This is a genomic window from Rhodothermales bacterium (assembly GCA_017643395.1).
Lineage (GTDB): Bacteria > Bacteroidota > Rhodothermia > Rhodothermales > UBA10348 > JABDJZ01.
In genome coordinates this window covers 25,737-49,706 of record JAEPNP010000001.1, presented here as the reverse complement: position 1 = coordinate 49,706, position 23,970 = coordinate 25,737, and the positions used below count along the sequence as shown (strand labels likewise).

15 protein-coding genes are annotated in these 23,970 nt (G+C 64.3%); 5 read left to right on the top strand and 10 right to left on the bottom strand.

Going from position 1 to position 23,970, the window contains the following annotated elements; genetic code table 11:
• Positions 1-139: 139 nt before the first annotated feature.
• Positions 140-1,630 carry a deoxyribodipyrimidine photo-lyase gene (locus JJ896_00180; protein MBO6778043.1) on the top strand — a complete coding sequence of 497 codons (1,491 nt, stop codon included), beginning with the start codon at positions 140-142 and terminating at the stop codon, positions 1,628-1,630.
• Here JJ896_00180 and JJ896_00175 read toward each other — a convergent pair whose 3' ends face one another.
• Genes JJ896_00175 through JJ896_00165 form a run of 3 tightly spaced genes read right to left on the bottom strand, consistent with a single transcriptional unit; the run spans position 1,631 to position 6,680 of the window.
• Positions 1,631-3,010, bottom strand: a complete 1,380-nt coding sequence (locus JJ896_00175) for a hypothetical protein (GenBank protein ID MBO6778042.1) — start codon at positions 3,008-3,010, stop codon at positions 1,631-1,633.
• Entirely contained in the window at positions 3,007-5,040 is a 2,034-nt protein-coding gene (locus tag JJ896_00170) for a cation:proton antiporter (GenBank protein ID MBO6778041.1), read from the bottom strand. Before JJ896_00170 ends, JJ896_00175 begins: the two co-directional genes overlap by 4 nt.
• Entirely contained in the window at positions 5,040-6,680 is a 1,641-nt protein-coding gene (locus JJ896_00165; protein MBO6778040.1) for an FAD-dependent oxidoreductase, read from the bottom strand. Before JJ896_00165 ends, JJ896_00170 begins: the two co-directional genes overlap by 1 nt.
• Positions 6,681-6,811: 131 nt before the next feature.
• Between JJ896_00165 and JJ896_00160 the strand changes: the two genes are divergently transcribed.
• Together JJ896_00160 and JJ896_00155 are read left to right on the top strand one after the other, a co-directional pair.
• Positions 6,812-7,840, top strand: a complete 1,029-nt coding sequence (locus JJ896_00160; protein MBO6778039.1) for a T9SS type A sorting domain-containing protein — start codon at positions 6,812-6,814, stop codon at positions 7,838-7,840.
• Between the two features lie 117 nt (positions 7,841-7,957).
• Positions 7,958-8,872 (top strand): serine hydrolase, encoded by a 915-nt coding sequence (locus JJ896_00155; protein ID MBO6778038.1) that lies wholly within the window; start codon positions 7,958-7,960, stop codon positions 8,870-8,872.
• A 22-nt stretch (positions 8,873-8,894) separates the two neighbouring features.
• On the opposite strand, the gene JJ896_00150 is transcribed toward JJ896_00155, so the two are convergent.
• Both JJ896_00150 and JJ896_00145 read right to left on the bottom strand, forming a co-directional pair.
• A complete protein-coding gene (locus JJ896_00150) occupies positions 8,895-10,130 on the bottom strand; it encodes a hypothetical protein (protein ID MBO6778037.1) in 1,236 nt (411 codons plus the stop codon).
• Positions 10,127-13,024 (bottom strand): hypothetical protein, encoded by a 2,898-nt coding sequence (locus JJ896_00145; protein ID MBO6778036.1) that lies wholly within the window; start codon positions 13,022-13,024, stop codon positions 10,127-10,129. The genes JJ896_00150 and JJ896_00145 overlap by 4 nt, the downstream gene beginning before the upstream one ends.
• A gap of 72 nt (positions 13,025-13,096) precedes the next feature.
• On the opposite strand from JJ896_00145, the gene JJ896_00140 reads away from it, so the two are divergent.
• The gene (locus JJ896_00140; GenBank protein ID MBO6778035.1) at positions 13,097-14,614 is read left to right on the top strand and encodes an MFS transporter; all 1,518 of its coding nucleotides are present in this window, start codon (positions 13,097-13,099) and stop codon (positions 14,612-14,614) included.
• A 13-nt stretch (positions 14,615-14,627) separates the two neighbouring features.
• Here JJ896_00140 and JJ896_00135 read toward each other — a convergent pair whose 3' ends face one another.
• The 3 genes from JJ896_00135 to JJ896_00125 form a co-directional block, all read right to left on the bottom strand.
• Positions 14,628-17,726 (bottom strand): hypothetical protein, encoded by a 3,099-nt coding sequence (locus tag JJ896_00135; GenBank protein MBO6778034.1) that lies wholly within the window; start codon positions 17,724-17,726, stop codon positions 14,628-14,630.
• 734 nt (positions 17,727-18,460) lie between these two features.
• Entirely contained in the window at positions 18,461-19,120 is a 660-nt protein-coding gene (locus JJ896_00130) for an OmpA family protein (protein MBO6778033.1), read from the bottom strand.
• 360 nt (positions 19,121-19,480) lie between these two features.
• Complete coding sequence (locus JJ896_00125; protein ID MBO6778032.1) at positions 19,481-20,431, bottom strand: hypothetical protein; 951 nt, start codon at positions 20,429-20,431, stop codon at positions 19,481-19,483.
• 83 nt (positions 20,432-20,514) lie between these two features.
• Here JJ896_00125 and JJ896_00120 point away from each other — a divergent pair, with 83 nt between their 5' ends.
• Complete coding sequence (locus tag JJ896_00120) at positions 20,515-21,696, top strand: hypothetical protein (GenBank protein ID MBO6778031.1); 1,182 nt, start codon at positions 20,515-20,517, stop codon at positions 21,694-21,696.
• 161 nt (positions 21,697-21,857) lie between these two features.
• Here JJ896_00120 and JJ896_00115 read toward each other — a convergent pair whose 3' ends face one another.
• Positions 21,858-22,562, bottom strand: a complete 705-nt coding sequence (locus JJ896_00115) for an SDR family oxidoreductase (GenBank protein MBO6778030.1) — start codon at positions 22,560-22,562, stop codon at positions 21,858-21,860.
• Positions 22,559-23,929 (bottom strand): dipeptidase, encoded by a 1,371-nt coding sequence (locus JJ896_00110; GenBank protein ID MBO6778029.1) that lies wholly within the window; start codon positions 23,927-23,929, stop codon positions 22,559-22,561. Before JJ896_00110 ends, JJ896_00115 begins: the two co-directional genes overlap by 4 nt.
• Positions 23,930-23,970: the final 41 nt, after the last annotated feature.

The following is a 23,970-nucleotide window of genomic DNA, read 5'->3' as shown; positions in this document are numbered from 1 at the left end:
TCTGTTCGGTTGGTTTGCAGGGGACACGCTGCGCGCATCCCAAACACCACAGGCTCCCCCGATTTTTTCGCTCGTCGCTCCGTAACGCGCGCTGTCGATGGGGTATCGACAGCGCTGCCGGGCCCCACTACCCTCCGGCATGATCGACATCGTCTGGTTCAAGCGAGACCTGCGCGTGCGGGACCACCGGCCACTCGTTGAGGCGGCAGCCTCCGGGCGCCCGTTGCTGTGCCTATATGTCTACGAGCCCGGCGTGCTGCGATCAGACGGGTTCGACCCCAGCCATCTGGTCTTTATCAACGAGTGCCTACAGCAGCTGGCGGCAAGGCTGAACAATCTGGGGAATCGCCTGGTCACGACCGTGGGAGAGATGTCGGAGGTGCTGCCCGCACTCCACGCACAGGTCGGCATCCATACCATCTGGAGCCACGAAGAAACGGGCAACCGCGTGACATATGATCGCGATCTGGGTGTGGCAGCCTGGGCGCGGACGGAAGGCGTTCAATTCCGGGAGATTCCCAATCACGGCGTCTTTCGGCCCCTGAAGACTCGCGACGGTTGGGCCGCCCGCTGGAGAAAGCGCATGAACCAGCCGATCACGGCCACGCCGACCGTCCTTCCAGCGAGCCCGGCGATTCGCAGCGCAGGTATCCTTGGCCCACCCGCGCTCGGTCTTCCCGCATCCACCAAGCACACCGTGCAGAAGGGCGGAGAGTCCCTCGCCCAGGAGACCCTTCATGATTTCCTGAGACGCCGGGGTGTGAACTACCGGAAGGATATGTCCAGTCCGGTGGAGGGCTGGACCGGGTGTAGCCGAGTCAGCCCGTATCTGGCGTGGGGTGCCATTTCAGTGCGCGACGTGTTTCAGCAGACGCGTGGCAGGGTACTGGAGCTGAAGGACGATCCCGAAAGGGATTCGCGATGGCTTTCGAGTCTCTCCAGCTTCGAGAAGCGACTGCGCTGGCATTGCCACTTCATACAGAAGTTGGAGGACGAGCCCGCCATCGAGTTCGAGAACATGAACCGGAGCTTCGACGGCATGCGGGAGGACGAATTCCGGGACGACTGGTTTGCAGCCTGGTGCGCCGGACGGACAGGCTATCCGATGGTGGATGCCTGCATGCGTGCGCTGCTCGCCACCGGGTGGATCAACTTCCGCATGCGAGCGATGCTGGTAAGCTTTGCATCCAATCACCTTTGGCTCCACTGGAGACCCACCTCGGTCTTCCTGGCGCAGCACTTCCTGGATTTCGAGCCGGGCATTCACTTCAGCCAGTTCCAGATGCAGTCGGGCACCACCGGCATCAACACCGTGCGCATTTACTCTCCGACCAAACAGGCCAAGGATCAGGACCCGGAAGGCCTATTCATCAGAGAGTGGGTGCCGGAGCTGCGCAAGGTGCCCACCGGCTGGATCGCCGAACCCTGGACGATGCCGCCGCTGGTGCAGCAGGAGGCCGGGTGCGTGATCGGACGGGACTATCCCGCGCCGATCGTGGAGCACGGTCCGGCGTACCGGGAGGCCCGCACACGGGTATGGGGCTGGAAAGCGAAACCGGAGGTCCGGGAAGAGTCGCAGCGGGTATACGAGCGGCACGGCAGTCGGCGGAGGCCAGTCGCGAGGCGCTAGTCAGCCCGCGCTTTCCGGCAGCACCACCGCGAACGAGGTTCGCCCCGGCTCCGACTCTACGTTGATCTGCCCCCTGTGCTGCTTGGTCACAATGCGGTGGGAGATCTCGAGCCCGAGTCCCGTACCCTCGCCGACCGCCTTGGTCGTATAGAAGGGGTCGAAGATGCGTGGCAGCACATCATCCGGGATGCCGGATCCGTTGTCGGTGATGCGCACTTCCACGAAGCCGCCAAATCGCCGCCCTTCCAGGGTCAGCGTACCGCCCTGCCCCATCGCGTCCAGGGCGTTGTCGATGAGGTTCGTCCAAACCTGATTCATTTCGCCGGGGTAGGCGGGCACGGCGGGCAGATCACCCAGCCGGTCTTCGACAATGACTTCCTGCTTTCGGATGCGGTGCCCCAGCATGGTCAGTGTGTTGCGCACGCCGTCCTGCAGACGCACCGGCTCGGCGTCCAGGGAACGGTCCATGTGCGAATAGGACTTCACTGAAGAGACCAGCTCCGAGATGCGTTCGGCTGAGGCATGGATCTCCTGGAGCAGCTTGGCCGCGGCCAGACTGTGTTCAATCCAGGCGATGACGTCCTGCAAGGCCGCACCGGGCACGTCGGCCACGGCCCGGTCCATGTCCGGAACCGTCATGCCGGCTTCGGCCAGGGTAGGTGCCAGCTTCCAGGCTTCCGGGATGTCACGATCCTCCAGCCAGTCCAGCAATTCGTCTTCGCGATCCCCCAGCTCCAGCGCGGAAAGGTGGCGCTCCACGTGCAGGCTGCAATAGCCGCTCTCCGGATCCACTTTGTTGGGGTCCAGGCCGTGTCGTGCCAGACGCGCAACCACACTGGGCAGACGGTCCAATCGGACACGGAGGTCGTCTGCGGCTCTTCGTGCAGCGGCTGCGGGGTTGTTGAGCTCATGCGCGAGTCCAGCCGAGAGCTTGCCGAGCGCCAGCATTTTCTCGCGTTCCTGATCCGCCCGGGCGGAGACGCGCACGCGGTCCGACATCACCCCAATGAGACGCTGCCCCAGCACGGGGATGCGGTACAGCATTTCGGGGAAGTGATCCTTGTGGAGCAGGCCCATGCGCGTGGGCATGGTCGCCAGTCCGCGCCCCTCAAACGTCTTCATACGGGAGTAGGGCAGGATGCCGCTCACGCTACCGGGGCCAAATGTGTCGAAGAGTCGCCAGCTGCCGCCCCGTTTGATGGATATCTGCATCCCGCCCGAGAGGATGACCATCATGTGCTCGGCGGGGTCGCCCGGTTCGAAAGGCTGCTCTTCCGCCTGCAGCTCCATGAGCTCGAAGTGCTCAGCCAGCCATTCCAGATCCTCGTGCGAGAGGTCTTCGAAGACCTCAACGACCTTCAGTTCTTCTGCGGAGATCATTTCAGCAACAGTCCGTGCTCGAAGCACCAGCCCCACTTCTCGCCGGGCTCCATCGAGCGCATGACCGGGTGGCCGGTCTCATGGAAGTGGGCCGAAGCGTGCTTGTTTTTGGATGAGTCGCAGCACCCGACATGGCCGCAGGTCATGCAGACCCGGAGATGCACCCAGGTGTCGCCCATACGCTGACACTCGGTGCACACGCCCGGACTGTTGGGCACGACGGCCAGCGGATGATCAGCGTGATCACAGGCCACGCCCTTCACGTTCAGCACGACGACATCGCTCGGCTTGTTGTCTGCCAGCAGGCCGGCGTAATCCTTGCCCCGGATATCCTCTGCGCGCCGATCAATTTCGTCTGCCGGGAGACCGCGGTCCTTCAGGAGTTGGCACATGAGCTGCACAATGCTCTCCAATTCGTCGGCGATGACGCAGTCCACCCCATCGGCATGCAAACCCGGGATTTCCGAAACGTGGCGGGTGCGCACCACGATGTGAAGATCCTCTCCGCCAATCGTTCGGGCCACCATCGCCACCCGGTGCGCCATCGCCGGATGGTCGTCGGCAATGATCAGCGTGCGCGCCTTTTCTATCCCGGCCAGTTCGAGTGTGTGCTGCCGGGCGTAGTCGCCTCGGAGAACCGGCACGCCCATCGACTCCGCCTCGTTGGCACCTTCCGGACTCAGCGTCAGTACCACGAAGGGCACCTCCTGCTGGTCCAGGCTGCGAACCAGCTTGCGGGCACCGTTTCCGAATCCCGCAATGATGACATGGCCGTCCAACTCTGGGAGTGGCCCATGCTGATGCACCTCGTCCATCTCCTGCGGGGAATCCCCGTCGGGTGCCTCCAGGCGCTTCCGGATCCGCGCGCCGAGCGAGTTGAGCGCGGGCGTGGCAATCATGACCAGCACGGTGGCGGCGATAAAGGTCTGCGAGCCCGTGCCTTCCATCCCGGCAGGAAAGAGTCCGGCCTCCCGCCCCGAGCGTTCAAGCACGAACGAAAATTCCCCGATCTGAGCCAGCATGAGCGATGCGCCTGCGACCACTGGAAGCGAGTACCCAAGCGAGCGCACGGCGATGCCGGTGGTGATGATCTTGATGATGAGCACCGCCATCACCACGCCAAGCACCAGCGGCAGGTTGGCAATCAGGAAGGACAGATCCAGCAGCATGCCGACCGATACAAAGAACGTGGCGCTGAACAGGATCTGCAGCGGCATGATCTCGCCCATGGCATGCTCGCTGAACTTGCTTTCACTGACCACCAGACCCGCCAGGAAGGCACCCAGCGACAGACTCACGCCGGCCAGGCTGGTCAAATAGGCCGTGCCAAAGCAGATGCCGATCACCGTCAACAGAAACAGCTCCGGCGAGCATGTGCGTGCGACGGCCTCCAGGAACAGTGGCATGACCCGACGTGCGACGAGCAGCACGAGCACGATGATGCCGATGGCCTTGCCGAGCGCGCCGAGGATCTGAAGGGTGGAGCCCCCGGTGCCTGAGAGCAGTGGCACCAGCAGGACCATCAGGATGATCGCTAGGTCCTGAAAAATCAGCAGGCCCAGACCAACCTGACCGTGCTCGGTATCAATCTCACCCGAGTCACCAAGCAACTTGAGCACGATGGCGGTCGACGACAGCGCGACCAGAAACCCCGTAAACAATCCGGCCTGCCAGGAGACGCCGAAAGCCATCAGCAGACCGGTCGTAATGCCGGCAGCAAGGCCCACCTGCAGGCCACCGCCGGCGAAGATCAGTCGCTGGATGCGGGCCAGCTTTTCCAGGCTGAACTCGATGCCGATGGTGAAGAGCAGCAGCAGCACGCCTACCTCTGCGGCGGCATCCACGACCTCCTGGTCCTGGACAAGTCCAAGCGCCATGGGACCAATCACAACGCCCGTGATGAGGAAGCCCACGATGGGCACAATGCCCAGGCGGTAGCACACGTAGGCAATTCCGGCGCTGCAGAGGATGAGCAGCGCGACTTCCACGAAGAAGGGCGGGGCGGCCCCCGCGGCGAGGATGAACTTCATCAGAGGGCGGCCAGGTGGCGATGAACGAAATGCACGGACACGGAGCCTTCGCCTACGGCACTGGCAACGCGTTTGACGGATTCATGGCGCACGTCGCCGGCCGCAAAGACGCCCGGCACGTTGGTTTCCAGCAGATAGGGATCCCGCTCCAGCGGCCAGTCCTGCAGGTGCTCTTCGCGTAGATCCGGCCCGGTGAGGATAAAGCCGTGGTCATCACACGCGATGACGTCGCCCAACCATTCCGTGTGAGGACGCGCGCCAATAAATACGAAGAGGTACGAGGCGTCCTCGGTGCGGGCTTCGCCAGTCTCGCTGTTCTGCATGCGAAGGCGTTCCAGGTGGTGGTCACCTTCGCAGCCGATGACCGAGGTGTGCAGCCGAACCTCGATGTTGTCGGTGGAATGGATGCGGTCCACGAGGTACTGACTCATCTTTGCCTCGAGTGAGTCGCCGCGCACCAGCATGACCACGCGGGCAGCCTTCTCGGCAAAGCGCATGGCGGCCTGCCCGGCCGAGTTGCCGGCTCCGACGGTGTACACTACCTGGTTGGCGCAGTTGTCTACCTCCGTCAGTGCTGCGCCGTAGTACACGCCCCGGTCTGTGAGTGCATCGGCTCCATCGGCCGGCAATCGACGCCAGGAAACGCCCATCGCCAGCAGCAGGGCATGGCACGAGAGTCGGGACCCGTCTTCCATCTCCAGGTGGCGATAGGGGCCGTCCACCGTGAGCGCCGAGACGGTGCGCGGGCTGAGGATCTCCACGTTGAACTTCTCGGCCTGCGCCACCGCGCGGCCGGTCAGTTCGCTGCCCGAAAGTCCATTCGGAAAGCCGAGATAGTTCTCGATCAGACTGCTCGTGCCGGCCTGCCCGCCGGGAGCCGACTGCTCAATCAGGACGGTGGTAAGTCCCTCCGAACCCCCGTACACGGCGGTGGCCAGCCCGGCAGGTCCGCCACCCACCACGGCGAGGTCGTAGAATTCGCCCTGGGCGCTGGTACGCTTGCCGAGGCGCTCGGCAATCTCGCGTTCGGACGGGTTGCTCACCCTGTCGCCGCCCTCGAAGATGACCAGGGGTAGTTCGGCCTCCCGGCGCAGGCTGCGCGCTTCGTCGGAGGCTTCCACGTCCAGGAAGGAATACGGGATCAGGTTGCGCGCCAGGTAGTCCCGAATCTGGTGGCTCCGTGCCGACCAGCGATCCGCCACGACCCGCAGTCCGTCAAATCCGGGTCGCCACAGGTGTCTCCAGTCGCGCAGGAGTCCATCGACCACCGGATAGAGTTTGTCCTCCGGCGGATCCCACGGCTTCACAAAGTAGTGGTCCAGATTAACCAGGTTGATCGCATCGATGGCCGCCTCGGTGTCGCTGTAAGCCGTCAACAGGGTGCGTTTGGCTTGCGGATACAGCGTCTTCGCCTTTTCCAGAAACGCGACGCCGTCCATGCCGGGCATGCGCTGGTCGGATATGATCAGGGCCACGTGCTCACCGGCCTGCTGCAACGCGTCGAGCAGTTCCAGACCCTCCGGGCCGGAGGAGGCCCGCCTGATGCGGAAGTGTTCGCCGTACTCGCTGCGCACATCACGAACGATGGCAGAGAGCACCTGGGGGTCGTCATCAACGACCACGATGAGAGGTTTGCTCATGCAACAGAATACACGTTCACGACAACCGGATCTCGCCACTGACCGGCCGGGTAGCGGCACATTGTGCCATCGGCCGGGTCGAGGCCCGCGACCCGCAGGAAACACACGCGCCGCGAAGCGTTGGTGTCTTCATGCGCGTTTTGTTACTGCTGCTGGCGTTGGCAATCTCCGGACACGGCGATCCGCCGTTTTCGGGCACCGTCTGGGTAGACCCCGACATTGTGACTGCCGCCGACCCCACGGCCTTTGAGTCGGTGAGCTACTCAGGCCGGGGCATGCGCACGATTTACGATCGTCGACCCGCCGCCTGGATTCAGGTCAACGCGTACCTGTTTGAGGTTGCGTTTTCGGATGGGACTACGGCGGAGTTCATCGTCAACCCGGAGTTTGGCAGCGAGTCCGCGGCGCGCGTGCACGTGGATGCCTACGCACCCCCCATCGGCCGTCTGTCCACCTACCTCAGGAAGGATATGCGGGAGGTGTGGATCAACGGAGGTGATGCGGCTTTTGGCGGCGGCAACAATTCCATCCTCATACACACCGAATACGGGCAGCGCACGCTAAGGAACGGCTTTATTGAGGAGGTACTGATTCACGAGGCCGGGCACACCTCCATGGATGCCGAACACGCCCAGGCGGAAGCATGGCTCGCGGCTCAGGCAGCCGATGGAGACTTCATCTCCACGTATGCTCGCGACAATTCGATTCGCGAGGACATTGCCGAATCGATCCTTCCCTACTTCGCATACAGGTACCGGTCTGATCGCATCACGGATCTGGTGAGGCAGCAGATCGAGTCCGCGATTCCGAACCGGATAGCCTATCTGGACGGTCTCGGTCTGGACTGGTCCCCCATGCTGGGGTCAGGCACCGGCGTGGACGCTGTCGAGACGCCTGGCCCGCTTGCCCTGAAGGAGATCTACCCGAACCCCGCCACGCATCATGTCGACGTGCAGGTCGAAATGCAAAGCGCTGCCGCGGTCTCCGTGCAGGTGTTCGACCTCGCAGGGAGATTGGTGCTCGAACGGGCGATGGGCTCCCAGGCAGCAGGCACGGTTGATCTCTCACTGGATGTGCGCAGCCTTCCCGCCGGTCTCTACGTGGTCAGCGTGGCTGCGGATGGGCGTCGGGTAGCTCGGATCCTGGCTGTAACGCGATAGGCCGCATAGACTTCGCGTCCGGTGGGGAATATTTTTGACGCGCCTCGAAATTGTGGATCCGAACCGGGATCGTGCGTTTACGGCCGGTTAATCGCTTGCGCTTCGGCGCTCACCCCTATGCGCCTTCTCAAAGGCATCTTCTTCGCCGCACTTCTGATCGCGGCACTACCTGCTTCGGCTCAGCCGAGGCTTCCTGTCGTCGTCGACGACGAGGCATGGCACCCGTTGCGCGAATCTGTCGATCCCGTCCTTCAGGGCCGACTTGAGGCCGCGCTCCAGCGCAACCGTCGCTGGACGAACCTCATCAACAATGAGCGCATGGCCGTCGGTCTGGTCGACATCACCGATCCGGCAAACCCCCGGTTTGCCCGTGTGAACGGCAATTCGATGATCTATGCAGCCAGCCTGCCCAAGATCGCCATTCTGCTAGCCGCCGAGCAGGCCATCGAAGACGGACTCATCGAATTGACGCCGGAGGTGGACCAGGACATGCATGCCATGATCCGGCGCTCCAGCAACACCGCCGCAACGGCCATGATTGATCGCGTAGGTCTGGAGTACATCGAGCAGGTGCTGTCGGACGACCGGTACATGCTCTACGATCCTGAATACGGTGGCGGCTTGTGGGTGGGCAAGGCCTACGCCAAGTCCGGTGAGCGCATTCCGGACCCCATCGCCGGCCTGTCGCATGGCGCGACGGTGAGTCAGGTCAGCCGCTTCTACTACTTGGCCGCAACCGGGCGACTGGTATCCCCGCAGCGCTCCCGCCACATGCTGGACGTGCTGGTGGATCCCGGCATCAACCACAAGTTTGTCTACGCGGTAAGCGATCGCGCTCCCCGGGCCAGAATGTTTCGTAAGTCCGGTACCTGGCGCAACTGGCACGCCGACTCGATCCTGGTGTGGGGTGACGGCTGGCGCCGGTACATCCTCGTCAGTCTGGTCGAGGATGCCAACGGAGAAAAGATCCTTCGGGATCTCGTTCCGGTGGTCGAGCGCGTGCTGAAGCCGGAGCCTACATCGGCGCGCTAGAAGTCCGCGGGCGTTGTGGTCCCTAGCCCTGCTGCGCCGGACGTGCCATGATGCGTTCGATGCGCTCGGCGAGTGCCTGATGATCCGCAGCGGAGTTTTTGCGCAACACGTTGGACATAAGTGCGACCAGGTACACCCGCCCATCCGTGGTTTCCACGGTCGCGACCGAGTTCATGTAGTTGTTCACGTTGCCCAGGTACTTGCCGCAGGAATAGCCCTCTTCCGACTGACACCGGTACAGAGATCCTGACTTGAAGTACACCGCGGCGCTGGACAGTCCCGGCGCCGAGGCATATCGGATTCGTCGCTGCGTCTGGTACATCAGCCGCTTCATCTCCAGAGAGGACCACTCGTCCACCATGGTGCCCTCCTCGATGCGGAGGAGAAACTTCATGAGGCCGATTGCGGAGCCCGTGCTCCTGGTGCCCGGAACTACCCTTCGGGCGCCGCTGGTGAACATGGTGCCGAGCCGCCACTCTTCCTCCGATATGCCGGCTGTCCGCAGCGGGTCATTGACCACGGAAACGGCCATGGCAGTCTTCTCCGCGGCCGACGTGTCCTTCCAGAACGCCGCTTCATCGGTCGGAGACGGAGGGTAGTCTGCGCCGAAGGCCCGCATCAGCATAGCCTCCTTCCAGATCACCGACGCCGCAGCATTGCTACTGGCCGATATGGCGTGGTCCACCCATTCGAACAGGGTGAACTCGTCCGTCGGTACCACAGCCCGACTCTGGTAAGCCCTCGTTTCCAGATTGAAGATGGGCACGGCGTGGGAGTTCGGGATGACCCAGAAGTCACCTGAAAGGCTGCGATCCCGCAGAACCCGCCGTCGGGCCTCGTAGTCGGTGGGGTAGATGCGCTCCAACTCGGCGAAGAGCCCGGCCATAATGGCCAGTTTACCCACGCTGCCTGGCTGGTACGGCGCGGCCGCCTTGTTGACAGCGAGCCTCGGTTCTCTTCCAGGCGTCACGTCCAGAAGCGCCAGCCCGTACGACGGATCAAGGCCCGCAAACAGGGCCGTGATCTGGCGCTGCAGCTCCGGATCCGGTGGCGGCAATTCGCCGACAGCATCGCCTACCCGATGCAACTCGATATCCCCCCATGCCTTACGCGCACCAGGAGGCGGCGGCGTGCCCGGCATCTCACCCGCAGCAATCAGGCGAAGCCGCTCCAGACGTCGGATGCCGGAGTACTCATACCCGTCGATAGGGTAGGGCGCGCTGCCCAGGAGGATCAGCAGAACGAAGAAAACTCTCATCGGGCGTTCGGGCGTCGACGGTTCGGCTGCCTGGCCGGTCCGTCCATGTTCTGGAGATAGGTGGTGGAGCCGGCAGCCCGGTTTTCCACGAACGGGCGCATCTGGAACAGCCAGAGCGCATCGCCCAGAAATCCGAGTTCCACATCCCACGGCCCCGCCGACTGCATGCCGGGCATCTCAGGCAACCTGGTGCGCACCTCGGTGGACAGGCGGCGCAGTTCGGCGAGGTCGCGCTCTGAGAGAATGCGGCGCTCGTACGATGTGCGGCGCTGCACCGTGCCGCCTGTCGCAGGAAGAGCCCGGAATGCCGGTTCGCGGGCGGGAGAGAGGAGAGTCACCTGCTGTGGCGCCATCAGCCAGGTCTCGGCGGCCTGCCCATCGACCGCGCCTCCGACCCCCCGGCTGAACGCGAGTGTGACGTCCTCCGAGCGGCCGGACGAGATTCCGGTCGTGATCATGACCCCGGACCGGTCAACGGGCACGCTTTGCAGAATCAGGATGGACGGGTAGACATCTTCCGGATTCAGCAGGTATTTCTGACGCCATCGGTAACTGCGCTCGCGGTACGGGCTGGCCCAGACGCGGCGGATGCCCTGCAGCACATCTTCTTCCCGGATCACGTTGGGCACCGTCAGGTTGAGGCCCGCGCCCGAGAAGTCGGCCAGGTCCTCCATGTTGGTGTCGCTGCGAATGAAGGTCGCAAGGGTGCCGAGTGGGGAGCTGAACGACCTGCGATACGCGGCGTCAACCTGGTCTCTGAAGCCGGGCAGGAAAGGCATGGACTCAATCGCGGCACGCAGCACGGTGAGTTTGTCGAGCAGCACGTCCTCAACTGCCGCCACCGATTGGCCCTGCCGGATGCCTGCGTCCGCCTCCGCGAAGGCGGCGCGCAGATACTCCCAGTACGATCCGTCGGTGTCGGGCATGGGCTGGGCCATATGTGCTCGGAACACGCCGAACGGTACAATGAAGCCCGGAGCAACATGGCCGGGAAACATGTCGGACAGCTGACCGAGATTGGCGGCCTTGGGCCCGCAAAGGCGTCCAGAGTCCGAAGCGCGGAGTGCAAACAGGTCTGTGAGCTCCATGTGATCCAGGTCCAGCCGGGCTGTCGGCACGCGCACCCGTTCGTCGGACCGCTCCTTGGTCTCGACGAGGTCGCGCTCTTCCTGCGTCATTTCCTCGCCCGGCTTGATCAGCACCGAGCCGCCTGGAGACACGGCGTAGAACACACGCTCTCCGTGGTGGGCTTTGAGCAGCGTGACCACCTCCGGAGTGACGACGGCGTTCGGAATGCCCAGGTTGCGCGCCAGCAGCTGCACGTGCGACACCGCGTTGCCCTCGGAAACGGTCGCGATGCCGGCAACCGGCTTCATCTCGGCAGGCGGGCGGTCCATCACATAGATGCGGTCGGCCACGAGGTCGATGTGCTCTGCATCTCCAGACACCACCTCCAGTACCGCATGGGCAAAACCGGGGTTGAGCCCGCGCACGCCGCCGCCCCCGGCCAGCCCCATGATGCGCGTATTGGAGCCCGTCATGCGGGCGTGGACATCGGCCAGTTGGCTGACCGTGGAGCCGAGCGGGAGCATGATTGAGGCACGCAGGACATCGTCCACAAAGGCGTTGGCCAGCGGCTCAAACGGGGCGTAGAGGCGCATGGTGCTGCCGTATGTGGCCATGGCAAGTCCGATGCTCCACTCGACGGTGCTGCGTGCGGCGTCCAGCGTGGCCTTCAAAGCCTCTGCATCAGTCGCATCCTCCGCAAACCGCGGCTCAAGCTCCGCCCACTCCCAGGATTCCACGTAGCCGGCACCGTATGCCGCCCTGGAGAGCAAAAGCGCGCGCCGGGCCTGCGCGTCCGTGCCGCTTACCGGGTCATTGGAGACCACCCAGAACAGGGCGTCTTCCACGGCCAGCGAAAGATCGAGCAGGAGCAGCCTCGAGGCCCCGCTTGAGACCGCGTGGGTGCGTTCCCGAATCGCCACAAGGAGAGCTGCGCCCTGTTCTGTGGACGCCTCCCAGTTGCCGGCATCCAGACTTGCGGCGAAGCTCTCGAGTCCCGCTTTGACGGGCGATGAGGCCGCGACTCGCGACGACAAGCTGCGCACGGCCTCGGAGGGAGTGGTGCCGTACAACGTGGTAAGGTCAGCGATGAGTCGGCGCGCCTCGGCAACATTGCCGGCGCCCATTCGGGCCTCATGGTCCGCGAGGAACGCCTGCACAGCAGGAAGATCGGAGGCGTCGGGCTGTCCGTGAATCTTGATGCGAAGGTTCAGAAACGCCGGGTAGGCGTCGCTCAGGGTCTTTGCCAGGGCCCGGACCCGATCGACCACTCTTTCCCCGGCCGCATGTGGGATAGTGCGAACCTGTCGTCGAAGCCAGAAGAAGTGCCGGTCGACCAGGGAGTCGGCCGCAAGGACAGACGTCAGGTAGTCGCGGCCCCAGGCCTCCTCATCCTCGGCCTGGATGGCGCCCCGGTAAAACCTGGCCCGCTCCAGAATCCAGCCGTTGTCATTCAGCTGGAGGAAGCGCTCGAGTTCGTACTGACGGGCCCTGCTGAAACCGTTCGCGGCGTCCAGGAAGTCGTCATGCTCGGTGCCCGCGAGAATCTGAGCCAGCCAGATACCGTTTCTCGCTCGAATCTGAAGCGCTTGCTCGCTGTGGATGGCGTGCTGGATGCCGCCTGGCTGGCCGCAGCGCTGCTGGGCCGGTATGACTCTGCCGTCAGGGCAGAACCAGCGGATACCCGCGAAGGGGCCCCGCTCTGCAGCTCGCATGGAGGTGATGGCGGAGCGGAGCTCGTCGGCCGAGTAGGGCTGGGCAACGGCGGCCATCGGCGCCAGTCCCAGTAGGGCCGCCGCGAACGCGGCGGCGCAGGAGGATTTCGTCACGTGAGATACGGTGGCGGTTAGCTGGGAGCGGCCTAGTTTGGGCGGCGCCTGCCCACCTTCTCTAACACCGTCTTGCTACTTCGTTCCCTCGCAAGGAGATGGCCGCCCTCGGACGTTCCGCTCACTGGCGACCAGGTGCAGCGCGGATTGCGGAACGTGGTGCGGGACGGTATGGCCAGCCAGGCGCTCGCCAGCTTCACCGGGAGCACCTTTCTGGTGGCCTACGCGCTGCAGTTTGGTGCGTCGAACGCCCTGATCGGGCTTCTTGCTGCGCTCCCGCACCTTTCGCAGCTGGCGCAGCTGCCTGCCATACTGCTTGTGCGCCGAGTCGGAAACCGGCGGGCGATTTCCGTGATAGCGTCGGCCGTTGGTCGCTTTTCATGGTTGGCCATCGCCCTGTTTCCGCTGGTGCTGCCGGCGGACGCCACGCTCGTGGTGCTGACCCTGGGTCTGCTGCTGGCCAGTGTGATGGGCGCGATATCCAATACCGGCTGGAACTCGTGGATTCATGAGCTGGTGCCCTCGGACCAACTGGGCACGTTCTTCGGAAAGCGCTTCAGCCTGGCCGCCGCGACGGGTGTGGTGGTGAGCCTGGTGGCCGCCTGGTTTATCGACAACGTGGCGCCTGATCTATTCGCGGACCCGCGGTACGGCTACTCGGTCACATTCGGGGTAGGCTTTGTGTGCGGGCTGCTGGGCGTCCTGTTTGTCGCCCGCATCCCGGAGCCGCGGCTGCGGGCTGGCGATGAGTCCCTGGCCGATCTGATCAGGGCTCCGTTCCGGGACACCAATTTCCGCAACCTGGTGCGCTTCCTGGCGGCCTGGAGTTTCGCGCTCTATCTGGCGACGCCCTTTTTCTCAGCCTACATGCTCACACGCCTTGAGATGGAGTTGTCGTGGGTGATCGGCCTGGTCGTGCTGGGCCGCATCGTAAACATTGTCTTTCTGAGGCTCTGGGGCAGTTTTTCGGATGCCCTGTCCCACAAGTCGGTATTGTCCGTCGCAGCCCCGCTCTGCCTGATCTGCATTCTCGGATGGACCTTCACCACGCTTCCGGATACGCACGCGTTCACCTTCCCGCTGCTCGTCCTGCTGCACGTGTTGATGGGCATCGCGATGGCGGGAATTACGCTGGCCACCGGCAACATCAGCCTGAAACTGGCACCAAAGGGAGAGGGGACCAACTATCTGGCGGTCTCCAACTTTGTGGTGGCTGTCGCGGCCGGACTGGCCCCGTTGATCGGTGGCCTAATGGCAGACTTTTTTGTGGATCAGCAGCTCTCCTGGGCCGTCACCTGGACACGGGCCGGGGAGGCGGTGTCGGGCGATGTGCTGAATCTGCGTCAGTGGGATTTTGTGTTTCTGGCCTCGTTCGTAGCCGGGCTGTATTCCCTGCACCGGCTTTCGTTTGTGCGCGAGCAAGGCACCGTCGAGGAGAAAGTCGTGATCTACGAGCTGGCGTCCGCGATCGGGCGCGAACTCCGGGAATTCTCGACCGTGGCGGCCGTGCGTCACTTTACGCCCATCCTCCGTCTGTCGCGAGACGAGGAATCTGATGCGCCCGGCGTCGGGCCGCCAGCAGGGGACTGACGACGGCCCTGGGCTATCGCGTTTCGCGCTTCAGGGTGCTACGGCCGGGACGGGCCGACTTCGGTGGACGGGGTCCGGCGGGCGGCGCCAGCGGCTGTTCGATCACCCGTGCCAGGCGCACGGTGAACTGGCTGCCTTCTCCCAGCGTGCTTTCGACTTCAATGGTACCCCCCATCAGGTCCACCAGCCGACGAGTGATGGACAGGCCGAGGCCGTTGCCTTCGTGGGTGCGGTTTGCGCCCGTCGAGGCTTGCTGGAAGGGCTCGAACAGCTGTGGAAGAAATTCTTCCGAGATCCCGATGCCGGTGTCGCGCACGGTCAACATCACGTACTGCTCGTCATTCTCGATGCGCACACTGACCTCGCCGTCCTCGGTGAACTTGACCGCGTTGTACACCAGGATATCCAGAATGCGAGCCAGGTGGTCGGGATGGGAATAAGCCTGTGCACCCCCCGATTGATCGGTGTAGGTAAGCGCAAGTGATTTTTCCAGCGCTGCCGACTGCATGGCGTCGATGGCGGCGCGGACCTCATCGCCCACTACGACCGGGCTCAGGTCAATGCGCAGTCGGTCATTCTTAAGCTGGGCCAGTTCCAGGACAGAGTTGAGCGTGCGCTGCAGACGCGATGCGCTCGCACCGATGTGATCGATGAACTCGAGGTGCGGGCCTTCCAGTTCTTCTCTCAATACCGAGGTGAACCCGAGGATGCCGGCGATCGGAGTCCGGATCTCGTGACTCATGTTGGAGAGAAACTCGTTCTTGATGCGATCGGCTTCTTCGAGTTCGCGGATGTGGTTCTCCAGCCACTCATTCTGTGCACGAACCCGGCCGAGTTTCCACTGCAGCACACCGCGGGCCACGAAGGCGAGGAACGCCGCGGCCATCAGGATGAACCACCAGCGTTGCCAGTAGGGCGGCGCCACACTGAGAAAGAGGGAGGCTGGTTCGGACCACTCGCCGCGATATTTGCGGGCCTGGACTTCGACTTCGTAAGAGCCTGGATTCAGGTTGTTGAACGTGAGTTCGGGTGCTGTGAGCGAGCGCCAGGGGGCCGGAGGCGGGGTAGCGGCAAAGAACGAGGGCAGGACGTTGTTGGCCCGCGCCGTGAGGCGAAAGCGTACGTCGATCTGGGCCCTGTTGACCTGGCTGAGTACGTGCACAGGCAGATGAATCTGTCCCTGGTTACCCGTCGCTGACAGTGAGCCGGTCACCGGATCACCTTGCTCGTTGCGCAAGGCACCGAGCTCCACGGTAGGAGCACTGCCGCGGGAGGGATCCCAGCGGGGGTTGTAGTGGCTCAGGCCACCGATGGCGCCCAGCCAGAGCGTGCCATCGGCATCCGCGAGGAAGGATCCTGCGTTTGCTTCCGAGCCGACAAACCCGTCCTCTTGAGTCAGCGATACGAAGCGCTCGCCGTCCCAGCGATCGACGCCCGCAGAAGTACCGACCCAGACGTGGTTTCTGTGGTCCACGCCCACCGAGTAGACCGCATCGCTCGAGAGTCCATCGGCTGAGGTATAGGTGGTGAAGTTGACCCCGTCAAAGCGGGTTACCCCGCGGGAAGAGTGGTAGCCAAACCAGATCGACCCGTCGTGGTCCTCCGCCAGGAAGTAGGGCTCGTTGGCGGGCATGCCGTCGGCCTGGGTATAGGTGTGCCAGGCGTTTCCGTCCCAGCGGGACATTCCATTGTCCCCGGAGGCCCACAACTCTCCGGTCGCCGAGACAAGCATGCGGGAGTTCGAAAAACGCTGTCCCGGCACATTGACTCGCTCAAAGACGTCGGCCTCCTCCGCCGATTCGCGCAGCAGTCCTCCTGTCCGGGTGGAGATCCAAAGTCGGTCATCCTGATCCTCCACAATCCAGAAGACTTCGCCGAAGGGCTGAATCTGCGGGAGGACCTCGAAAGTATGGTCGCCGGTACGCTTGGCCAGGCCGCCGATGGACCCCACCCACATGGTGCCTGCGCGGTCCACCATGACCGTGCGAACGAAAGCGCCGGCGAGCCCGTCGACTGACGTGTAGGTGCGCCACTCATCCCCGTCGAAGCGGCTGAGACCGGACGTGGTGCCGACCCAAAGGTCTCCCTCGGGGCCACGGCTGATTTGCCAGACCGTGTTGCTGCCCAACCCCTCCGTCTGCGTGTAGTTGGTAAAGGCACGTCCGATGAACTTGGCAATGCCGCCGATGCCCCCGACCCAGAGCAGTCCCTCGCGATCCTGGAAGACGGAAATCACCGTGAGAATGGGCACTCCCGACTGCACACTGTACTCGGTCAGACCGTTCGGGCGCACATGGGCCACGCCGCGGTTGGTGCGTACCCAGGCCGTTCCGTCATCGCAGGCGGCCACATTCAGGATTGTTAGCCCGGCAGGGGCATCGATCTGATGTGTGGGGCGGCCCTCCTGCACGGCGTGGATTGTGCGACCCGTGCTGAACCAGACCGTGCCATCAACTCCTGCATCAAGGCCGAGAACGGCTCGCCCTCCTGCACGATCTTCGGCGACCGGCAGAAATCGGGATCCGTCATGGACCCATACTCCATTTGTCGTGCCGATGTAGAGCAGTCCGTCGGGGGCGCGGGCAAAGGAGACGACGGCCCCCGCTGCGGCGAGTTCGGAATTGTCGCCAAACGTGGTCCAGGTATCCCCGTCCCAGCGAGAGAGGCCAGCGGCCGTGGCGACCCAAAGTCCGCCCTTGCCGTCCGACGCGACGTTCGTTACGACTTTTTCCGGCAGTCCCTGCTCCACGCCCACGTGGCTGAAGCCGTCCTTCTCGGTCCAGCGACTCAGACCGTTGTTGGTACCGACCCAGATGACCCCGTACTCGTCTTCCGTGATGTCGTTTATCCAATCGTTCTCCAGTCCCTGGCGCACGCCGAAGACCGTGAAGTCCGCACCGTCGAAGCGATTGAGGCCGGCGCGCGTCCCCACCCACAAGTAGCCCCGGGAGTCCTGAAAGAACGCCTGGGCGGTCTGCTGGGACAGCCCTTCGTTGGCGCCGTAGAGCTGCCAGTGCGACTGCTGCGCGGCAGCCGGCGCGACGGTCAGCAGGGCGGAAAGAAATCCCGCCGCCAGTCCAAGTCTGCCGGGAGTTTGGGGGAAGAAAGCCATGCCCGGGCGGTGGACAAAGGCCGTGCCGAGGCGCGGGCAGGGTAGGAGGAAAGGACCTTTGGGGGGGCTTGGGCTGCCGGCGGGGCGCGTGGGCGCGGCTGCTTGCGGGGTGCGGTGTGGGCGGCCGCCGGCGGGGTGCGTTGGCCGCGGCCGCCGGCGGTCACGCCGCAACGGCCGCCCCGCCGGTCCCGGACGTGGAATTCGGCCCCCGTATTCCACGAGCCCGACCAGTCGCGGGGCCCTCAAGTGTAATACGCCTTCGTATTCGACTTGGCGCCGCGAGAGCGGGTAGGCGGGGTGGAAACGGGCCGCGGAATTCCATGTAGCTCCCCGGGCCTGGCGCCGATCGGCACTGGAACTTGCGCCAAACAAACACGCGCCCCGCCGGCAGAGTGTGCTGGCCGCGGCCGCCGGCGGTAACGCCGCTACGGCCGCCGGCGGTCACGCGACGACGGCCGCGCCGCCGGTCCCGGACGTGGAATTCGGCCCCCGTATTCCACCAGCCCGGCCAGTCGCGGCGCCCTCAAGTGTAATACGCCTTCGTATTCGACTTGGCGCCGCGAGAGCGGGTAGGCGAGGTGGAAACGGGCCGCGGAATTCCATGTAGCGCCCCGGGCCTGGCACCGATCGGCACTGGAACTTGCGCCAAACAAACACGCGCCCCGCCGGCAGATGCCGACGGGACGCGTGCCCTGGTCAGACGTGAGTGTCTGAGCTTCGGTCAGGCCGGACCACTAGGAGCCGGACTGCGAAGCGAGCTGCTCCTTGTATTCGTCAGTGGCGTAGATCGCTACTTCCACACGACGGTTCTGAGCCCGACCCTCAACGGTCTCGTTGGATGCGATGGGCTGGGTTTCTCCATAAGCAGAGATTGAGATGCGTGCCGCATCGACGCCCTGCTCCGCCAGAAACAGCGCGGCGCTCTGGGCGCGGTCCTCGGACAGGTCGAGGTTGTATGCCTCCGGGCCGGTGGAATCGGTGTGGCCGGCAATGACGACCTCGGTGCCTTCATACTCGTTCAGGCTGTTTGCGAGGTCGGCAAGGTTCACCCGGGACTGGGCCGACAGGTCATCGGAGTCCACGGCGAAGAGGATGGCGGAGTCGAACGTCACGAGAATGCCTTCTCCCACGCGCTCAACGCTGGCGCCCTCCAGGTCTTCTTCGAGTTCCTCGGCCTGCTTGTCCATCTGGGCCCCGATGATGGCTCCGACGGTGCCGCCGGCTGCTGCTCCGACGATGACGCCCGTCACCGGCTTGTCGGCGGATTTCTTGCCGATGAGACCTCCGATGGCCGCCCCTGCGGCGGCTCCGATGGCGCCGCCTTTTTCGGCGTTATTCAGGCTCGAACAGCCTGTAAGTGTTAGCGCGACAAGCGCTACAAGAATCTTTTTCATGACCAGTATTTGATTAGTGAATCAGCATTTCTGCCGGCAAATCTGATGCTTTCATTGCTGAGTGAGGGTGGTCTGTTCCGGCCATAGTGGCCGAAAATCGCGTGTTTCATCATTCCTCCATGTTCTGTCAGAGGGGTCCTACAGCGGGGCGTAGGAGCGTGGCGGGACATGGTGTAGGAGATCGGCCAGACGGGTCTTTTCCCGGCGCACCGAGCCGGGCGGAGGCCTCCAGCTGGCGGGCGTAGCCGGGGCCGGCAGCCTGCAGCCGGAGCGCGGAGCTCAGAGCCCAGCCTGATGCCAGCGCGCGGCCCCGGAGCCCTGCCCCGCGCGGCCCCCGGACCCCCGCCCCGCGCAGCCCATTCAGAATTCGCGCGACAGCCGGCTCATGATCTCCGGTGTCACCGTCACCCCGGAGAGCCGGAGCGCATCCAGCACAGCTCCTCCCACTGGCGGGAGCACCCTTTCGGGAAACGTCGCTCCCGGCACTGCGCGGACGATGGCCTCCTGCAATCCGGCCCGGAATCCTTCGGCTCTGGCCAGTCCGCCGCTGAGCACCACGGCCGGCTCCGCCAGAGCAGATCGCGAGGCTGCGACACGCACCATGTCCGCAAGCCGCTGCCAGGCCGCCGTTATGATGCCGGAGGCGGCCGCATCGTCCGCGGCCAGCCGCACGATCCGCGGACACAGCCGCGCGAGTTCAAACGCTCGCGGCTGCTCCGAGTACAGGCGCACCACAAGTTCCTCCGCGTCGCGCACTCCGAGGAACTCGAGGACCACATCGCACAGAGCCGTACGGTCGGCCCGACCGTCCAATTGCCGCACGGCCATGCGCAAGGCGCGGTGAGCCACCCAGTAGGCACTTCCCGAGTCCCCGGCCAGCGCACCCTTTCCGCCTACGATCGAACCTTCCCGCTTCCCGTCGCCGGCGTAGGCGGCGCTTCCTGTGCCGGCCACGAGAACCACGCCCGGTTGGCCGGCCAGTCCGCCGCAATGGGCCACGTGCAGGTCATGTGTGACGCGCACCTCCGCCGCCAGGGAGAGCTCCTGCGATACCTCGTGAATCATACCACGGTATTCATCGCCCAGGAGGCCGGCGATGCCGAGCACGGCAGCGCCGGCCTGCCTCCGGTCCATGCGTGCCGTCATCCATGCGGCCGTCACGGCCGCATGGATGGCGGTGGCGGTCTGTTCACGGCCCACCGACAACGGGTTGGAAGGTCCGGCCGCCCCACGACCCAGAACCGCGCCGTCCGGGCCAGCCAGCACCGCCCGCGTAGAGCTTCCGCCGCCATCGATACCAAGTACAACCATGCCCAAGCCTTTGAGGAGCGGCGCAGAATACGAAACCCGTACAAGGTCCGTCGGTACGGCCAGCGCACTTCAACGCCCCCACCATGAGACACACCCTGTCGGTGCTCACCGCCGCGCTGATTCTGTCGGCCTGCGAGATCACCTCCTCCGGAATTGACGACGAGCCCATCGTAGAGGAGGGGATTCAGCTCCCCGCTCACACCGGCGCGTTCAGGGTGGGCACCTCGTCCTTCAGTGTCGTGGACGCGGATCGGGACGACGAGTACACGCCGGAGGCCGATATGCGCGAGCTCAACGTCAAGATCTGGTATCCCGCCGACCAGGAAGGCCTTGGCACCGAGATCTACATGCATCCGACCGTTGTGGAGCTCCTCGCCGTGACGCAGGACTACATGCCGCCCGAGGACATGATCGATGCGCTGGGCAGCGCAGCCACACGTGCCACGGTTGGCGCACCCATTACATCGACCATCGCCCAGCTGCCGGTGGTGTTCTGGTCTCACGGCCTGGGTGGAGTCAACACGCTGTACACCACCTTCGCGGGCGAACTGGCGAGCCACGGCTTCCTGGTGGTTGGTATCGACCACACCTACGGAGCATTTGCAACGGTCTTCCCGGACGGCACCATCCAGGGCATTCGGACCGGCGCGAACGCACCTCCTTTTCCGGAGGTGGTGAACATCTGGGCGAAAGACATGGCCTCAGTCCTCGACCATCTGGAGACGCTCAACGCCAACGACCCGGACGGTCTGCTCACGGGCCGGATCGACCTTACGCGGGTCGGGGCCACCGGACATTCCACCGGCGGATCGGCCGCAGCCGAGGTTCTGACCTTCGACGACCGATTCAGCGCGGCGGTCACGCTCGACGCGCCCCAGGTCGGCGCCGCCGCCGAGGGCGTGGGGGTGGACGACCCCATCCTGCTGTTCTTCGCTGACCCTTCGGATTACGCGGGCACCCTGGTTGCGGATCGACTGAGGGCCCAGGGGTACTCAGCCTCAGTTGCAGGGATGAATCACTACAGCTTTACCGACCTGCCCATTCTCCTGGAACTGGCCGGCGTGCCCGATGCGGATCGGCAGGCAAGCAGGCGCCCACCGGGCACGTTGGATCCCGCGCGCAACAACGAAATCATCAATGCCTGGTCATTGGCGTTCTTTGACCGATACCTGCGTGGCGGAGCCGGGGCGCTGCTGGAATCCGGTGCCGGCTATCCGGAGGTGACGCTGCAGGCGATTGGCCAGGTAGGAGCGCCGTTGCCGTAGCACCCTCCGGCCGAGACGCCCGGCGGCCGCAACCCAAAGCGCCCGACCGAGACGCCCGGCGGCCGCAACCCAAAGTGCCCGGCCGCCAGCCCGGCGATGCAACCCAGGGCGCCCGGCCGCCATCCCGGCGTTCCAACCCACCCCGTCAAAGCCCGGGAAACTCAGATCTCCTGCCCCAGGGGGTGCAGCTGCACCTCGTCCAGCACCAGATTGCCCGGCTGCTGCACCATCTGAAGCAGCACCGTGGCCACATCTTCGGGCTTCATGGACCAGTGGTGGTCCCGACTCCCCGGTGACGTTCCGCCGAAGTGCGTGTCGATGATGCCCGGCAACACCACGGACACCTTGACGTCGTGCTCACGTAACTCCCGATACAGGGATCCGGTGAAGCCGACTACGGCATGTTTGGCCGCCACGTAGGCAGCCATGTTGGCGATGGGTCGCCGGCCGATGTCGGACGCAATATTGATGATGTACCCGCTCTTGCGGGCGATCATGAGCGGCGCGACGGCGTGGCATGCGTAGACCGTACCCTTCAGATTGACGTCCAGGACGTCGTCGAGCTCATCGCCCGTCCACTCAACAAACGGCTTGTAGTAACTGAAGCCTGCATTGTTGATCAGGACGTCGATGGCCCCCAGGTTGTGCTCGACCTCGGCGACAAACGTGTGTACGGCATTCCTGTCCCGGATGTCGAACACTCCCCGGGTGGCGACGCCTCCGATGTCGTGAATGTCGCGCACCACCTCGTCGAGGTCTCCTTCCGTGCGGCCGCAGACCGCCACCTGGTACCCCGCTTCGGCAAACTGCAGGGCCGCGTGGCGACCCAGACCGCGACTGCCCCCGGTAATCAGCGCTGTTTTCAAGCCGCTCCTCCGTACAGGCTCATGAAACGGATAATCGACTGGATGCCTTCCTGAAATCGGTCCAGTCCGAAGCACTCGTTCGGAGAGTGAATCGCGTCCGTGTCCAGGCCGAAACCCATGAGAATGGTATCCAGGCCGAGCTCCTTCTTGAAATCGGCTACCACCGGGATGCTGCCGCCTCCGCGTACCAGGAAGGGCTCCTGGCCGTATACCGCCTCCATGGCGGATTTGGCCGCCGTCATGGCGGGGCTGTCCGTATCCACAAGCACACCGTGACCGCCGTGCAGATCGCGGAAGGTCAGCTTCATGGTAGGCGGAACGTGCTTCTCAAAGTGCCGGCGGATTTTGTCGGTGATCTCTCCCGGCTCCTGGCCTGGCACCAGGCGCATCGAAATCTTGGCACTGGCGTGGGCGGGCAGCACCGTTTTGGCACCCTCGGCGGTGTAGCCCCCCCAGATGCCGTTGCAGTCCAGCGTTGGTCGAGCCGTAGCGGCCTCAAGCGGGGAGTAGCCCTCCTCCGTGCGCATGGTGCTGACGCCGACTTCGTGTGCCCACGCGTCCGCGTCGAAGGGCAGCGATGCCAGGGTAGCGCGTTCGGTCTCCGTCAGGGGAATGACGTTGTCGTAGAACCCGTCGATCGTAACCCGGTGCTTCTCGTCGTGCAGGCCGTCAATCATTGAGGCCAGCGCGTTGATGGGGTTCTCGACGGCGCCTCCGTAGATGCCGGAGTGCAGGTCACGATCGGGCCCGGTGAGCGTGACCTCCACATAGGCCAGCCCACGCAGGCCATAGGTGATCGACGGCACGCCCGGTCCGAACAGGGCCGTGTCCGATACCAGCACCACGTCGGCCTGCAATTCCTTGCGATGGGCGCTGATGAACGCGGGCAGGTTCGCGGATCCATTCTCCTCTTCGCCCTCGATCATGTACTTCAGATTCACCGGAAGTGGTGTGCCCGTGCGCACGTAAGCCTCCAGCGCCTTGAGATGCATGAACAGCTGGCCCTTGTCGTCACAGGTGCCTCTGCCGAAAATCAGATTGTCCTTGATGACCGGCTCAAACGGTGGAGAATCCCACAACTCAAGCGGGTCGGCCGGCTGTACATCGTAGTGGCCGTAGACCAGCACCGTCGGCAGGCCCGGGTCGCTGATATGCTCGGCGAAGACGACTGGGTGCCCTTCCGTCTCCACGGTACGCGCGGAAGTCACGCCGAGCGCGTGGAAATGAGCGACCAGCCAGTCGGCGGCACGGCGCACTTCGCCTTTAAATGATGGATCCGTGCTGACGGACGGGATCCGGAGAAGCTCCTGGAGCTCGCCCACGAAGGTCTCCTGGTTTTCGTGGGCGTAGGCAAGGGCGTTGTCCATAGAATGCAGTCAATTGAGCGCCGTGGCGGCAATCTACGGGG

Coding starts and splice junctions, on each gene's coding strand:
- JJ896_00180 (MBO6778043.1), top strand. CDS start 140: ATGATCGACATCGTCTGGTTCAAGCGAGACCTGCGCGTGCGGGACCAC.
- JJ896_00175 (MBO6778042.1), bottom strand. CDS start 3,010: ATGATCTCCGCAGAAGAACTGAAGGTCGTTGAGGTCTTCGAAGACCTC.
- JJ896_00170 (MBO6778041.1), bottom strand. CDS start 5,040: ATGAAGTTCATCCTCGCCGCGGGGGCCGCCCCGCCCTTCTTCGTGGAA.
- JJ896_00165 (MBO6778040.1), bottom strand. CDS start 6,680: ATGAGCAAACCTCTCATCGTGGTCGTTGATGACGACCCCCAGGTGCTC.
- JJ896_00160 (MBO6778039.1), top strand. CDS start 6,812: ATGCGCGTTTTGTTACTGCTGCTGGCGTTGGCAATCTCCGGACACGGC.
- JJ896_00155 (MBO6778038.1), top strand. CDS start 7,958: ATGCGCCTTCTCAAAGGCATCTTCTTCGCCGCACTTCTGATCGCGGCA.
- JJ896_00150 (MBO6778037.1), bottom strand. CDS start 10,130: ATGAGAGTTTTCTTCGTTCTGCTGATCCTCCTGGGCAGCGCGCCCTAC.
- JJ896_00135 (MBO6778034.1), bottom strand. CDS start 17,726: ATGGCTTTCTTCCCCCAAACTCCCGGCAGACTTGGACTGGCGGCGGGA.
- JJ896_00130 (MBO6778033.1), bottom strand. CDS start 19,120: ATGAAAAAGATTCTTGTAGCGCTTGTCGCGCTAACACTTACAGGCTGT.
- JJ896_00125 (MBO6778032.1), bottom strand. CDS start 20,431: ATGGTTGTACTTGGTATCGATGGCGGCGGAAGCTCTACGCGGGCGGTG.
- JJ896_00120 (MBO6778031.1), top strand. CDS start 20,515: ATGAGACACACCCTGTCGGTGCTCACCGCCGCGCTGATTCTGTCGGCC.
- JJ896_00110 (MBO6778029.1), bottom strand. CDS start 23,929: ATGGACAACGCCCTTGCCTACGCCCACGAAAACCAGGAGACCTTCGTG.